We start from the raw sequence: 13,125 nt of genomic DNA, 5'->3' as shown, positions 1-13,125 counted from the left end.
ACAACAAAGGACAAAGATGATCGATCAATTGCCCGATTCCGCGCGCCGCGTCGCGCTTTTGTTGAAGGAACGCGGCCATCCGCATGACGTCGTGATGCTGCCCGAAACCGGCAAGACGTCGGCGGAAGCGGCGGCCGGCCTCGGCTGCGAGGTCGCGCAGATCGCCAAGTCGATTCTGTTTCGCCGCAAGGAAGACGACGCGCCCGTGCTCGTGATCGCGAGCGGCGCGAATCGCGTCGATGAAGCGAAGGTCGCGGCGCGCGTCGGCGCTCTGGCGCGCGCGGACGCGAAGTTCGTGCGCGAGAAGACCGGCTATGCGATCGGCGGCGTGTGCCCGATCGGCCATGCGGTCACGCCGGTCACGCTCATCGACGAAGACCTGCTCGCGCTCGACAGCCTGTGGGCGGCGGCCGGGCATCCGCACGCGGTGTTCAATCTGTCGCCGCAGGAATTGATCGAGCTGACGGGCGCGCCGGTCGCGGACGTCGCGTTGCGCGAGACGGCGGAATCGTGACGAATGTGACGGACGTTGCGTCGCCGTGCGTCGATGTATGCCGCATGAATCCGGAGACCGGTTTCTGCGACGGCTGCTTTCGCAACATCGGCGAAATCGCCGCGTGGTCCTCCCATGACGATGACGCGAAACGCGCGGTGCTCGCGCGCGTCGAGAGCCGTCGTCAGGGCGCGCGCGTGGTGACGCTCGGCGAATCGTTCGACGCGACGCTCACGCTGCCGCCCGATTCGATCAAGCACTTCGCGACGCTCGTCAACGATCTCAACCCGCTGCATCACGACGACGCCTACGCGCGCGCAAGCCGTTTCGGTGCGCTGATCGCATCGGGCACGCAGCCGACCGCGCATCTGATGGCGATGCTCGCCACGCACTTCTCGCAATACGCGCAGCCGCTCGGACTCGAATTCGGCATCAGGCTGACGCGCGCGGTGAAGGCGAACGACGTGCTCGCGATGTCCTGGCGCGTGACCGAAGCGAAGTGGAAAGCGAGTCTGAACGGGGATCTCGTGAAGCTGGAAGGCGACGCGCGCAATCAGCTCGGCGAAACGGTGATGAAGGCGACGGCGACCATCGTCGTGATGCCGCTGGAGACACGCGCGTGAGAACGCTGCCGGAGTCGATGACGGTCTTCGAGCGCGGCTGGCTCTCGTCGAACAACGTGCTGTTCAGAAGCGCCGAAGGCACCGCGATCGTCGACACGGGCTATGTATCCCACGCGCCGCAAACGCTCGCGCTGGTCAAACAAAAGCTCGGCGCGCGCAAGCTCGATCTGATCGTCAACACGCATCTGCATTCGGATCATTGCGGCGGCAACGCGCTGCTCCAGCGCACGTACGCCTGCGACACGCTGATTCCCGCAAGCGAAGCGCACGCGGTGCGCGCGTGGGACGAAGACGCGCTCACGTTTCGCGCGACCGGCCAGCGCTGCGATCGCTTCGATTTCACGGGCACGATCGCGCACGGCGCGACGCTCGCGCTCGGCGGCTTCGACTGGAACGTGCTCGGCGCGCCGGGCCATGATCCGCATTCGCTGATGCTCCATTGCCCCGAGACGCGCGTGCTCATCAGCGCTGACGCGTTGTGGGAAAACGGCTTCGGCGTGATCTTTCCCGAACTCGAAGGCGACAGCGGTTTCGCGGAAGAACGCGCGGTGCTCGAACTCATATCGACGCTCGACGTCGATATCGTGATTCCCGGCCACGGCGCGCCGTTCACGGACGTTGCGCGCGCGCTCGAGGTCGCTTCGTCGCGACTCGAATACTTGGAGGCCGATCCCGCGCGCAACGCGAAGAACGCGCTCAAGGTGCTGATCGTCTTCAAGTTGATGGAAGTGCGCACGATGACGCTCGATGCGCTCATCACGATGACGCAAGACGCCCGCGCGATGCGCGCCGCCGCCGATGCGCTCGCGCCATCGGGCGAATGTCATACGCTCGTCGAGAAAATCGTCGGAGAACTGGCGCGCGGCGGCTCGGTGAACGTGAGCGGCGAAACCGTGTCGGTGGCCTGAACCGCCCGAGTGCACAAAAAGAAAGCCGCTTGTCAGCTACGGCAAGCGGCAGAATCATATGGACGTGATCAACGTCCCAAGTATCGTATCGCGACACTATTTCACGTGCATCGGTGCTTTCCCTACAAAATTGTAACGACACCTGAATTCACGTAAAGCCCAATGCCGGCGCGGGTTTCAGGGCGCATCTGCCTCGAAGAACGCGAGCATTTCCGCGAGCAGCATGTCGGGCTGTTCCTCGGGAATGTAGTGCCCGCACGGCAGCGCGCGGCCGCTCACGTCGCGTGCGACGCGCCGCCATTCGTCGAGCGCGTCGAAGCGCCGTCCGATGACGCCTTGCTCGCCCCACAGCACGCGCAGCGGACAGGCGATCTTCATGCCGCGTTCGAGATCGGCGCGTTCGTGTTCGAGGTCGATGCCCGCCGACGCGCGATAGTCCTCGCACGTCGCGAAGATCGCACCCGGCGCGGCAAACGCGTCGCGATACGCCTGCAACGCATGCGGCGCGAAGGGCGCAAATCCCGCTTGGCCACTGCCCAATAGCCGATCGATATATGCGTCCGGGTTGCCGCCGATCAGCAATTCCGGCAGCGGCGACGGCTGGATCAGCATGAACCAGTGGAAGTTTGCAGTCGCGAATTCGCGGTCGGTAGCGTCGTACATCGCGAGCGTCGGCGCGATGTCGAGCAGCATCAGACGATCGACGGCGTCGGGGAAATCCATCGCCATGCGATGCGCGACCCGCGCGCCGCGATCGTGCGCGCAGACAAGAAACTGTTCGAAGCCGAAGTGACGCATGACCGCGACCTGATCGCCGGCCATCGCACGTTTCGAATAAGGCGTGTGATGCGTGTCGCTTTCCGGCTTTCCCGACGCGCCGTAGCCGCGCAGATCGCTGGCGATCACCGTGAAGTGCTTCGCAAGCTCGCCGGCGCACTTGTGCCAGATCTCGTGCGTTTGCGGATGTCCGTGCAGGAGCAAGAGCGGCGGCCCGTCGCCGCCTTTCATCCCGGCGATCTCGACGCCGCCCGCATCGACGCGAAACGGCTCGTAGTCTTTGAACGACATTGTGTTTTCTTGTTCGTGGCGTTGCGGACCATTGTAGGCGCGCTCGCGCAGTCGCCGATGCCGTGGGGAGCGTGGAAACGCCGAAACCGAATACTTCTTCGGGAAATGGCGGATGTTTCCGCGGCGATGTCGTGCATATAATCGAACGATCGTTCGCTGGCCACGCGTGCCTTCCGGAAAATGATCGTGCGTGCCGGATCGCGCGCCAGTTCTCTAGAATGGTTTAACGCTGCTCGGACACACTCAGGAGATTCGTGCCATGGCTCTGCCCGCCATCTTGCAGCACCTCAGCTTGCCCGTCGTCGGCTCGCCGATGTTCATCGTCAGTTATCCCGAGCTCGTGCTTGCGCAATGCAAGGCGGGCATCGTCGGCTCTTTTCCGGCGTTGAACGCGCGTCCCGCCGAACTGCTCGACGAATGGCTCACGCAGATTCAAAGCGAGCTCGCCGCGCACAAGGCCGCGAATCCCGATGCCGTGATCGGGCCGATCGCGGTCAATCAGATCGTTCATCAGTCGAATGCGCGGCTCGAACAGGACGTGCGCGTGTGCGTCGAGCATGAGGTGCCGATCTTCATCACGAGCCTGCGCGCGCCGGTCAAGGAGATGATCGACGCCGTGCATTCGTACGGCGGCATCGTGCTGCACGACGTCATCAACTTGCGGCACGCGCAGAAAGCGCTCGAAGCGGGCGTCGACGGCCTCATTCTCGTCGCGGCGGGCGCGGGCGGTCACGCGGGGACGACGTCGCCGTTCGCGCTCGTCGGCGAAGTGCGGCGCATGTTCGACGGCCCGATCGTGCTGTCGGGCGCGATCGCCAATGGCGGCTCGATCCTCGCGGCGCAAGCGATGGGCGCGGACCTCGCCTACATGGGCACGCGCTTCATCGCGACGAAGGAAGCGCACGCGCTCGAGGAATACAAGCGCGCGATCGTCGATGCAACCGCCGCCGACATCATCTACACGAATCTCTTCACGGGCGTGCATGGCAACTACATCCGCGAGAGCATCGTCAATGCGGGACTCGATCCCGATGCGCTGCCCGTCTCCGACAAGAACGCGATGAACTTCGCCGAAGGCACGAGCAAGGCGAAGGCGTGGAAGGAAATCTGGGGCGCGGGCCAGGGCGTCGGGCTGATGGAGGACGTGCCGAGCGTCGCGGAACTGGTCGAGCGTCTGAAGCGCGAATACGACGACGCGAAGGCGCGCCTCGCGATCGGCTGATTTTTTGTGCCGCAGAAAGCAAAACACCGCGCCCTTGAGCGCGGTGTTTTCGTTCGATGCGAAACGCTTTAGAACTTCGCGCGGAGACCGACGCCGAAGGTATCGCCCGTCGACATACCCGTGTACTTGTCGTTCAGGTACGCGGCGTAGACGTCGGTGCGCTTCGACAGCGGATAGTCGTAGCCGAGCGCCCAGCTCTTGTGCGTCTGATCGAGACCGCCGTTGCTGCGCGAGTACGCATACGACGCCATCACCGTGCCCGGGCCGAGCGGAACCGTCACACCGCCTTGTCCGGTGTTGACGTGGAACGTGCCGGGGCCTTCGTAGTCGTTCTTCGTGTACATGTACTGCGCGAAGAACTTGACGTACTTCATGTCGTACGACGCGCCCAACTGGCCGACGCTCTGGCTCTTGTAGCCCGGCGAAGCGAAGCCGTCCACCGACGTCAGATCGCCCGGGGTGTTGTTGAAGTTCACGTACTGATAGACGCCCGTCGCCGCGAACGGACCGTGGAAGTACAGGAACTGCGCGCTGTACTTCTTCGAGCGGCCGTCGCCGGCGGTGTTGCCGAAGCTGTACATCACGCTGCCCGACAGACCGTTGAAGTCAGGCGACGTGTACTGGACCGAGTTGTTCCAGCCCGAATCGCCGATCACGCCCTGATCCGTGCGGTACGTCGGGAATGTGCCCGCGCCGAGGAACACGTGATAGACCATCGGCGAGAAGACGTACGAATCGACGAACGGGTTGAACAGGATCGTCGAGACGAAGAGTTGCGTCGTCAGGCGGCCCGCGGTGAACGTGCCGATCGGACCTTGAATGCCGACGTATGAGTTGCGCGCGAAGAAGGTGTCGCCCTGGAAGCGTCCGTACTGACCGTTCTGCGCGCGGAAGAAGCTCTCCAACGTGAAGATGGCCTTGTAGCCGCCGCCGAGATCCTCGGCGCCCTTCAAGCCCCAGTACGACGTCGACATGCCGCCGCCGCTCACGTTCCAGGCGCGATCGCCGCCGGGAAATTTCTGCGCGCCGACCCATTCGTCGACCTGTCCATATAGCGAAACGCTCGATTGCGCGTGCGCCGTGCCCGCGGCGAAGAGGCCGAACATCGCTGCGGCGACCGCGGTGGCCTTGACCGTTGTTTTCACCGTAGTCATTGCACGGTTGACGGTTGACTTCATGAACTCTCCTGTTCTTTGTCGAAAATTGAAATCTTTGCGGGCGAGTTGCGTTGCGCTCGCCTCGTCTGACCGGCATAACGGTTTAGTGGGCGAAGAGGCATCGCGTGTGGAGCGGCACCATCTTTACGGACCATTTTTCCGGTCAAAAATGTTTTTGGTTATTGCGGGTATAGCGGTTCGAATACTTCCCGCCCCGCCCGCGCGCAGGAAGGGACGCTTTGCCTCAGGCTCGCGATGGCCGGATCGACAACCGGCGAGATGCGCAGCGAGTACCGGCGCGCCTCTCCAAGCGTCGAAAGGCGTTTGAAATTAAGAATTTCGGACATTTTCCCGCGCAGGCCGCATTGTCCTTGCGCGGAAAAAAGAGCGGAACGTCTGAGGGAAATTCGATGCGCAACTGTGGCGAGATTACGTCATCGTGACAGCGAAGCTAGACGGGCAAACAGTTTTGCGCTCCGCGCGGTGAACGCGGCGAAACGGAGGTCAGCTTAGGAAGACTGCGGAGCGTTCAGTTGCGGTAGCTCGCGTTCGTCGGCGCGCGACCGTCGTCGGCCGGACGGCCGGGGGGGCGCGGCAGGCTGCGCTCTTCGTTGTAGCGCGTGATGTCGGCGCGAATCGAGCCCGCGCCACGCAGCGGCACCGTCTGATCGCCCCGCGGGCCCGGACGCACTTCGGCGCTAACGGGCGTCAAGCCGTCTTTGGCGGCGACCGGCGTGTAATGCAGCGATTGCCTGCTGGCGCCGGAATCGGTGAGGACTGTCGACGGCAGCCACTCGACGCGCGGCCCGGCAAGCGCGAGCGAACCCGCCACCGCGAGCGCGCCAAGCGCTGCGGATGCGAAAAGCCGGGTAGTGTTGCGAATGCCTGTGAGCGCCATGTCGAAACAGCCTGCGTCCGACCGATATTTCCGTCCGTGAATGGAAAGCGGAGACTTTCGCTTCAGGCGGACAACCGGCGGCAGTCGGAACATTCGGGGCCTTGCATCGAGCGATGCATAAACCCGCCAACCGGTGTATTCAACAATTTATTTCGCGCCGCGAAAGCAGTCGAGCCAAAAAGTGTTAGGCCCGCTCGATGGTTGTAACACCATGTTACGTCAGAGTTTTTCGCTGCCGCCGAGCATTTCGGACGACCAAACATATGAAGAACAAATGTGCTGGACAAAAGAATCTGAAAGCCGCGAAATTGGCTCGCGCGCGGCCCGAGTTTTGCTGTAGCGCTCATTCGGCCTGCCTCGTGCACAGGTCGTTTCATGTGGACGTGTCATCAATCGATCCAGTAAATGAATTTGCCAATTTAATCGGGTGCGAGCGAAAATCATGGTTTTTCCTGACTTGACGCAAAAAACGCCCCGCCCAGCGGCCGGCGTGTCCAAGTACGAGACTCTTTGATGGCACGGCCCAAACTTCTTCCCGACAACTTCACGCTGGCGCGCGTCGGCACCGTCATCGGCGCGAGCTGTCTGCCCTGCCGCGGCGGCGCGGCGGTCGCATTCAACTGGATCACCGATATCGCCATCGGCCTCTTGTTCTTCCTGCATGGCGCGAAGCTTTCCCGCGAGGCGATCATCGCCGGCGCGACGCACTGGCGGCTGCATCTCGTCGTGCTGCTCAGCACCTTCGCGCTCTTTCCACTGCTCGGGCTCGCGCTCAAACCGGTGCTGACGCCGCTCGTGACGCCGGCGCTCTACACCGGCATCCTGTTTCTGTGCACGCTGCCGTCCACGGTGCAGTCGTCGATTGCGTTCACGTCGATCGCAAAGGGCAACGTGCCGGCCGCCGTGTGCAGCGCGTCCGCGTCGAGCCTGCTCGGCATTTTCATCACGCCGGCGCTCGTCGGGATCGTCGTGAGCAATCACGGCGCGACGACCGGCTCGCCGTGGCACACCGTCGGCAACATCACGCTGCAACTGCTCGTGCCGTTCATTGCCGGGCAACTGCTGCGGCCGGCCATCGGCAAGTGGATCGACAGGCATCGCGCGATGCTCAAGTTCGTCGATCAGGGCTCGATTCTGCTCGTCGTGTACGTCGCGTTCAGCGAAGCCGTGAACGAAGGCATCTGGCATTCGATTTCGCTCGGGACGCTCGCGGGGCTGCTCGCGGTCAATATCCTGTTGCTGGCGGCGGCGCTGTTCATCACGGCGTTCACGGCCAAGCGCCTCGGCTTCTCGCGCGCCGACCAGATCACGATCATCTTCTGCGGTTCGAAGAAGAGTCTCGCCTCCGGCATTCCGATGGCGAAGGTGATTTTCGCGTCGCACGCGGTCGGTGCGGTCGTGCTTCCGCTCATGCTTTTCCACCAGATTCAATTGATGGTGTGCGCGGTGCTCGCGCAGCGCTGGGGCGCACGCAAGACTGCGCCCGAAGCCGCGCGCGAGAACAAGGCCGTCGGAGCGCCCGCCCGCCGCTGATTCACGCCCGTCCGCGAACGGCGCCCGCTGGTTCGCCATATTCGATCCCCTTCCAGAAGGCCGCCGCGTGCGGCCTTTTGCGTCATTTGAACCCGGCCACGCTCAAGCGACCATTCAGCCAAGCGGCATAAGCCAGAAAGCCTGACTTTTCACATCGATTCGTCGGAACGCGTTGCCGCGCGTCCGGCACTTTGGCCTACGTCTTTCGGCTGAATGGTGCTCGGGCATGTCCCTTGCCACACTCTTGTTCAAACCGGGCAGAAACGGACACGGCGCGCCATGTGGACACAACGCATCAAACTTAAACAGCGGATGGACCGATGAACTGCGTCGAACAGCATGCGACGGCCTCCGCCTTGCGCGACTTTCTCGGCAAGTTGCCGTTTCAACGCGGCAACGCCGAAGAAACAGGCCGCGCGCTTCATGCGCTGATCGGCGCGGGTCTCGATCGCCTTCCCTTGCCGGGCCGGGGAAACACGGCTGAGCGCTGGCGCGCGTTGGGCGCGGTCGCAGCCTTCGACCTCTCTTTGGTCAAGCTCTACGAAGGCCACACGGACGCGCTCGCCATCCTCGCCGAACTGGGCGGCCCGCCACCCGACGACGGCAGCGCGTGGGCCGTCTGGGCAGCCGAACCGCCGAGTGCGCGCTTGTTGGCGCTGGGTGACGCCGGCTCACAGATCGTCGCGCTGGACGGCACGAAGGCATGGTGCTCCGGAGCGGCATCGGTCACGCATGCGCTCGTAACCGCGTGGAACGAGCGCGACGAACCGGTTCTCGCCGCCGTCGATCTGCGGCAGAACGGCGTGAAAGTCACCGGTTCCGGCTGGCAAGCGGTCGGCATGGAGGCGAGCGCGAGCGTCGACGTGCGCTTCGAGCGAGTACGCGCGCAGTTGGTCGGTCCGCCGCGTGGTTATCTCGAGCGCCCTGGTTTCTGGCAGGGCGGCGCGGGCATTGCCGCGTGCTGGTTCGGCGCGGCATCGGGCATTGCAGCGTTCGTCGCGCGCGATACAAAGCATCGCGCGGGGCCGTACAAGCTCGCGCATGTCGGTGCGATCGATACGGCGCTATCCGCGACGGCCGCGTTGTTGCGCGAGACGGCGGCGTTCATCGACCGCGAGCCGCAGGCCGACGCCATGGTGCCGACGATGCGTGCGCGCCTCGCGGCCGAACATGTGGCAACGCTGGTCGTGGAGCGCGCGGGCCGCGCGCTGGGCGCCGGCCCGCTCTGCCGCGACGCGCACTTCGCGCAGTTGATGGCCGATCTGCCGGTTTTCATTCGACAAAGCCACGCCGAGCGTGACGAAGCATCGCTCGCCGAGCACGTCATAGAGGAGGAAAGGATTTCATGGCAAGTGTGACCACGCAAGCGCCTACCGACGAAAAGGCCACTGACCGCGCCATACGCGGCGAAGGCACGCCCGAAGCCGCATGGCAGGGATGGGCGCGTCTGAATGCGCTGCCCGAAGTCGATCCGGCGGAACTGGTGCCGCTCGGCAGCCGGGCCGTCGTCGTTGCGCCACACCCCGACGATGAAATCCTCGGCACCGGCGGCCTGCTCGCTCGACTCTCGGAGATCAGCCGGCACATTCTCATCATCGCCGCAACAGACGGCACGGCAAGTCACCCGAAGTCATCCGAATGGCCGCCGGAACGTCTTGCACGCGTACGTCCGCAGGAAACGAGGGCTGCGCTGCAACGGCTGCATCTGCGTCAGGTCCAGGTAGTCCGGCTCGGGCTCCAGGACGGCGATCCTGACCAGATCGAATCGAGTTTGTCAGGATGCCTGTCGGAGTACCTTCAACCGGGCGACATAGTTTTCACGACATGGCGCTATGATGGTCACCCCGACCACGAGGCGGCCGGGCGCGCCGTTCAGTCCGCGGCACAAGCGCTCGATCTGCCTTGTGTGGAGGTGCCGCTCTGGACCTGGCACTGGGCGTCGCCGGACGATACGCGCGTGCCATGGAGCCGTGCTCGCCGCATCGTGCTCGACGGCGCCACGCATGCCCGGAAGCTTCGGGCCGTGCAGGCTTTTCGGAGCCAGCTCGACCCCGACGCCACCACCGGACAAGCGCCAGTGCTGCCCGAGCATGTGCTGGCAAGGCTTACACGGCCTTTCGAAGTCGTACTCATATGAACAACACCAACAACAATACTAAGCAGTACTTCGATACTCTTTATCGAGATAACGACGATCCCTGGAAAATCAGGCATCGATGGTATGAACGGCGCAAACGCGCGCTCCTGCTCGCCTCGCTTCCGCACGAACGCTATGCGCGCGCATTCGAGCCAGGCTGCGGCAACGGCGAACTGACGGCGCTGCTCGCGCCACGCTGCGACGAACTGATCGCAACCGACATCGCCGAGGACGCCGTCGCGCTCACGCGGCAACGCGTCGCGGAATATCGGAACGTCGATGTCCGGCAGATGCTGCTGCCCGACTGCTGGCCCACCGGCAAGTTCGATCTCGTCGTGATCAGCGAGATCGGCTATTACCTCGACGAGCCGCAGCTATGGCACATCGTCGAGCACATACATCAAAGCTTGTCGCATGACGGCGCGGTCGTCGCGTGTCACTGGCGTCGGCCGATCGAAGGCTGGCTTCAGAACGGCGACGAAGTCCACGCAAAGCTGCGCGGCCGCATGAGTCTGCCGCTGCTAAGCCACTATTGGGACGACGATCTGATCCTCGACGTATGGACGCCCGACAAGCGCTCGGTTCACGACCGCGAAGCCGCGGCGTAATGTTTCCGTATTTTTACTAAACAAATAACTCGCTAGGAATCGCATATATAACAACGGCCTACTGGTTTTCTCCAATCTTCGCTGACGCTAGGTTCGAGGCTTTTTACTATACAATCGCCTCGAACAAGTGAACCGGCCGAGCGCGCGCAACATCGCGCCTGAGCGGAAAACAGCCGAGAAAAGCGGAGACAGAGAACACCACGATGGCCACCACCATTCGCGATGTCGCGCGCGCGGCAAGCGTCTCGATCGGGACGGTTTCGCGCGCGCTTAAGAATCAACCAGGCTTGTCCGAGGCGACGCGCGTGCGCGTCGTCGAAGTGGCGCAGCAACTCGGCTACGATTCGGCTCAGTTGCGCACGCGCATTCGTCGCGTGACCTTTCTGCTGCATCGGCAGCACAACAATTTCGCCGTCAGCCCTTTCTTTTCCCATGTGCTGAACGGCTTCGAGGAAGCGTGCCGCGAGCGGCGGCTCGTGCCATCCGTGCTCACGGCCGGTCCGACGCACGATCTCGCGCAGCAGATGCGCCTGCACGCGCCGGACGCCATCGCGGTCGCGGGTTTCGTCGAGCCGGAACTGCTCGCGCATCTGCATTCGCTCGCGCGGCCCACCGTGCTGATCGACCTGCGCGCGCCGGGATTCCGCTCCGTCAACATCGACAATGTGACCGGCGCGTCGCTCGCGATGCAGCATCTGTTCGCGCAAGGGCGGCGGCGCATCGCGTTCATCGGCGGATCGCTCGCGCATTACAGCATCGCGCAACGCGCGCTCGGCTATCGGAAAGCATATTTCGATGCCGGCCAGCTTTTCGATCCGACGCTCGAGGTCATGACGCAGCCGGGTCTGACCGCCGATCAGGCCGCCGCCGACGCGATGGAACGCCTCATCGCGGAAGCCCGCGCGCAATCCGGTCCCCTGCCCGACGCCGTTTTCGCCTATAACGATGCAGCGGCCCTCGCCGCGATGCGCGTCTGTCTCGCGCACGGCTTGCGCGTGCCGGACGACATCGCGTTCGTCGGTTTCGACGACATTCCGGCCGCCGCCCAAAGCACGCCGCCGCTCTCGACCGTGACCGTCGACAAGGAAGCGCTCGGGCGCCGCGGTGTCGAATTGCTGTTGGAAGATCAATCGAGCCCGCCGAGCCAGGCCGACACGCTCGTCGCCGTCAATTTCGTTCCTCGCGCGAGCTCGGGCACGAAACAGGACATCAGCACGCCATGAACATGACCGCCTCACCTGCCCTCGCGGAACCGGCGCCAGCAGAACGCGCGATCGATTTCCGCAGCCGCGACTTCCTGCTCTCCCACGTACGCGACACGCTCGCGTTCTACGCGCCGAACGCGCGCGATCCGTCCGGCGGTTTCTTTCATTTCTTCAAGGACGACGGCAGCGTCTATAACCGCACGACGCGCCATCTCGTCAGCAGCACGCGCTTCGTCTTCAACTACGCGATGGCCTTCCGCCACTTCGGCGACGCGCGCTATCGGGACGACGCGCATCACGCGTTCAGATTCCTGCGCGACGCCCACTGGGACGCCGCGAACGAAGGTTACGACTGGGAAATCGAGTGGCACGACGGCCAGAAGCGCACGCTCGACGGCACGCGCCACTGCTACGGCACGGCGTTCGTGCTGCTCGCATGCGCGCACGCGGCGATGGCGGGCATCGACGAAGCCAGGCCGATGATCGACGAAACCTTCGCGCTGATGGAAAAGCGTTTCTGGGACGCCGACGCCGGCCTCTACGCCGACGAAGCCACGCCCGACTGGCGGCTTTCGGACTATCGCGGGCAGAACGCGAACATGCACGCGACCGAGGCGCTGCTCGCGGCTTACGAGGCGACGGGTCACGTCATCTATCTGGATCGCGCGGAAAAGATCGCGGGCAACATCACGCTGCGGCAGGCGAAGCTGTCGCACGGCATGGTGTGGGAGCATTTTCATCGCGACTGGTCGGTCGACTGGCATTACAACGAATCGGACAGTTCGAACATCTTCCGTCCGTGGGGTTTTCAGCCGGGTCATCAGATCGAATGGGCGAAGCTGCTGCTGATTCTGGAGCGGCATCGCGCGCTGCCGTGGCTCTCGGCGCGCGCCGTCGAACTGTTCGACGCCGGCTTCAACCGCGCGTGGGACAGCCGTCACGGCGGCCTCTACTACGGCTTCGGCCCGGACGACACCATCTGCGACCACGACAAGTATTTCTGGGTGCAGGCCGAAGGCTTCGCGGCGGCGGCGCTGCTCGGCGCGCGCACGGGACGCGAGCGTTTCTGGGATTGCTATGACGAACTCTGGCGCTATAGCTGGGAGCGCTTCGTCGATCACGAATACGGCGCGTGGTATCGCATTCTGACGTGCGACAACCGCAAGTACGGCGACGAGAAAAGTCCCGCCGGCAAGACCGACTACCACACGATGGGCGCGTGCTACGAAGTGCTGAACGCGCTGGCCCCGACTTCGACTCAACGGTGACAAGC

Annotated in this window: 13 protein-coding genes; 10 read left to right on the top strand and 3 right to left on the bottom strand. The window is 63.8% G+C overall.

The genetic code is table 11. The features are described 5' to 3' along the window. Positions 1 to 16 precede the first annotated feature (16 nt). From QCE49_RS00320 to QCE49_RS00310, 3 genes are read left to right on the top strand one after another with little or no spacing between them, the layout of a single operon-like run. Positions 17 to 514: a YbaK/EbsC family protein gene (locus tag QCE49_RS00320; RefSeq protein ID WP_008351951.1), complete on the top strand. Its 498-nt coding sequence runs from the start codon at positions 17 to 19 to the stop codon at positions 512 to 514. 44 nt (positions 515 to 558) lie between these two features. Continuing rightward, the gene (locus QCE49_RS00315) at positions 559 to 1,116 is read left to right on the top strand and encodes a DUF1289 domain-containing protein (RefSeq protein ID WP_250456670.1); all 558 of its coding nucleotides are present in this window, start codon (positions 559 to 561) and stop codon (positions 1,114 to 1,116) included. Next, positions 1,113 to 2,024 (top strand): MBL fold metallo-hydrolase, encoded by a 912-nt coding sequence (locus QCE49_RS00310; protein WP_250456645.1) that lies wholly within the window; start codon positions 1,113 to 1,115, stop codon positions 2,022 to 2,024. The genes QCE49_RS00315 and QCE49_RS00310 overlap by 4 nt, the downstream gene beginning before the upstream one ends. A 177-nt stretch (positions 2,025 to 2,201) precedes the next feature. On the opposite strand, the gene QCE49_RS00305 is transcribed toward QCE49_RS00310, so the two are convergent. Continuing rightward, positions 2,202 to 3,092, bottom strand: coding sequence for an alpha/beta fold hydrolase (locus QCE49_RS00305; RefSeq protein WP_250456646.1), 891 nt, complete (start codon positions 3,090 to 3,092; stop codon positions 2,202 to 2,204). Between the two features lie 259 nt (positions 3,093 to 3,351). Here QCE49_RS00305 and QCE49_RS00300 point away from each other — a divergent pair, with 259 nt between their 5' ends. Continuing rightward, entirely contained in the window at positions 3,352 to 4,314 is a 963-nt protein-coding gene (locus QCE49_RS00300) for a nitronate monooxygenase family protein (RefSeq protein ID WP_008351955.1), read from the top strand. 68 nt (positions 4,315 to 4,382) lie between these two features. On the opposite strand, the gene QCE49_RS00295 is transcribed toward QCE49_RS00300, so the two are convergent. Both QCE49_RS00295 and QCE49_RS00290 read right to left on the bottom strand, forming a co-directional pair. After that, positions 4,383 to 5,492: a porin gene (locus QCE49_RS00295; protein WP_008351956.1), complete on the bottom strand. Its 1,110-nt coding sequence runs from the start codon at positions 5,490 to 5,492 to the stop codon at positions 4,383 to 4,385. A 508-nt stretch (positions 5,493 to 6,000) separates the two neighbouring features. Beyond that, the gene (locus tag QCE49_RS00290; RefSeq protein WP_250456647.1) at positions 6,001 to 6,369 is read right to left on the bottom strand and encodes a hypothetical protein; all 369 of its coding nucleotides are present in this window, start codon (positions 6,367 to 6,369) and stop codon (positions 6,001 to 6,003) included. 513 nt (positions 6,370 to 6,882) lie between these two features. On the opposite strand from QCE49_RS00290, the gene QCE49_RS00285 reads away from it, so the two are divergent. The 6 genes from QCE49_RS00285 to QCE49_RS00260 all read left to right on the top strand — a co-directional run bounded on the left by QCE49_RS00285 (position 6,883) and on the right by QCE49_RS00260 (position 13,120). After that, the gene (locus QCE49_RS00285; protein ID WP_309805620.1) at positions 6,883 to 7,902 is read left to right on the top strand and encodes a bile acid:sodium symporter family protein; all 1,020 of its coding nucleotides are present in this window, start codon (positions 6,883 to 6,885) and stop codon (positions 7,900 to 7,902) included. Positions 7,903 to 8,222: 320 nt separating this feature from the next. Then, positions 8,223 to 9,260, top strand: coding sequence for an acyl-CoA dehydrogenase (locus QCE49_RS00280; RefSeq protein WP_250456649.1), 1,038 nt, complete (start codon positions 8,223 to 8,225; stop codon positions 9,258 to 9,260). After that, positions 9,248 to 10,039: a PIG-L deacetylase family protein gene (locus QCE49_RS00275; protein WP_008351964.1), complete on the top strand. Its 792-nt coding sequence runs from the start codon at positions 9,248 to 9,250 to the stop codon at positions 10,037 to 10,039. Before QCE49_RS00280 ends, QCE49_RS00275 begins: the two co-directional genes overlap by 13 nt. Further along, a complete protein-coding gene (locus QCE49_RS00270) occupies positions 10,036 to 10,647 on the top strand; it encodes a bifunctional 2-polyprenyl-6-hydroxyphenol methylase/3-demethylubiquinol 3-O-methyltransferase UbiG (RefSeq protein ID WP_034470354.1) in 612 nt (203 codons plus the stop codon). The genes QCE49_RS00275 and QCE49_RS00270 overlap by 4 nt, the downstream gene beginning before the upstream one ends. 203 nt (positions 10,648 to 10,850) lie before the next feature. Further along, complete coding sequence (locus QCE49_RS00265) at positions 10,851 to 11,870, top strand: LacI family DNA-binding transcriptional regulator (protein WP_008351968.1); 1,020 nt, start codon at positions 10,851 to 10,853, stop codon at positions 11,868 to 11,870. Next, positions 11,867 to 13,120, top strand: coding sequence for an AGE family epimerase/isomerase (locus tag QCE49_RS00260; protein ID WP_250456650.1), 1,254 nt, complete (start codon positions 11,867 to 11,869; stop codon positions 13,118 to 13,120). The genes QCE49_RS00265 and QCE49_RS00260 overlap by 4 nt, the downstream gene beginning before the upstream one ends. Positions 13,121 to 13,125 lie beyond the last annotated feature (5 nt).

Source organism: Caballeronia sp. LZ008 (assembly GCF_031451435.1).
In the GTDB taxonomy this organism is placed as follows: Bacteria; Pseudomonadota; Gammaproteobacteria; order Burkholderiales; family Burkholderiaceae; genus Caballeronia; species Caballeronia zhejiangensis.
The sequence above is the reverse complement of the archived record's forward strand: the minus strand, read 5'-3'. Positions and strand labels throughout refer to the sequence as shown.

Coding starts and splice junctions, on each gene's coding strand:
- QCE49_RS00290 (WP_250456647.1), bottom strand. CDS start 6,369: ATGGCGCTCACAGGCATTCGCAACACTACCCGGCTTTTCGCATCCGCA.
- QCE49_RS00265 (WP_008351968.1), top strand. CDS start 10,851: ATGGCCACCACCATTCGCGATGTCGCGCGCGCGGCAAGCGTCTCGATC.
- QCE49_RS00320 (WP_008351951.1), top strand. CDS start 17: ATGATCGATCAATTGCCCGATTCCGCGCGCCGCGTCGCGCTTTTGTTG.
- QCE49_RS00305 (WP_250456646.1), bottom strand. CDS start 3,092: ATGTCGTTCAAAGACTACGAGCCGTTTCGCGTCGATGCGGGCGGCGTC.
- QCE49_RS00275 (WP_008351964.1), top strand. CDS start 9,248: ATGGCAAGTGTGACCACGCAAGCGCCTACCGACGAAAAGGCCACTGAC.
- QCE49_RS00295 (WP_008351956.1), bottom strand. CDS start 5,492: ATGAAGTCAACCGTCAACCGTGCAATGACTACGGTGAAAACAACGGTC.
- QCE49_RS00270 (WP_034470354.1), top strand. CDS start 10,036: ATGAACAACACCAACAACAATACTAAGCAGTACTTCGATACTCTTTAT.
- QCE49_RS00315 (WP_250456670.1), top strand. CDS start 559: ATGAATCCGGAGACCGGTTTCTGCGACGGCTGCTTTCGCAACATCGGC.
- QCE49_RS00300 (WP_008351955.1), top strand. CDS start 3,352: ATGGCTCTGCCCGCCATCTTGCAGCACCTCAGCTTGCCCGTCGTCGGC.
- QCE49_RS00280 (WP_250456649.1), top strand. CDS start 8,223: ATGAACTGCGTCGAACAGCATGCGACGGCCTCCGCCTTGCGCGACTTT.
- QCE49_RS00260 (WP_250456650.1), top strand. CDS start 11,867: ATGAACATGACCGCCTCACCTGCCCTCGCGGAACCGGCGCCAGCAGAA.
- QCE49_RS00285 (WP_309805620.1), top strand. CDS start 6,883: ATGGCACGGCCCAAACTTCTTCCCGACAACTTCACGCTGGCGCGCGTC.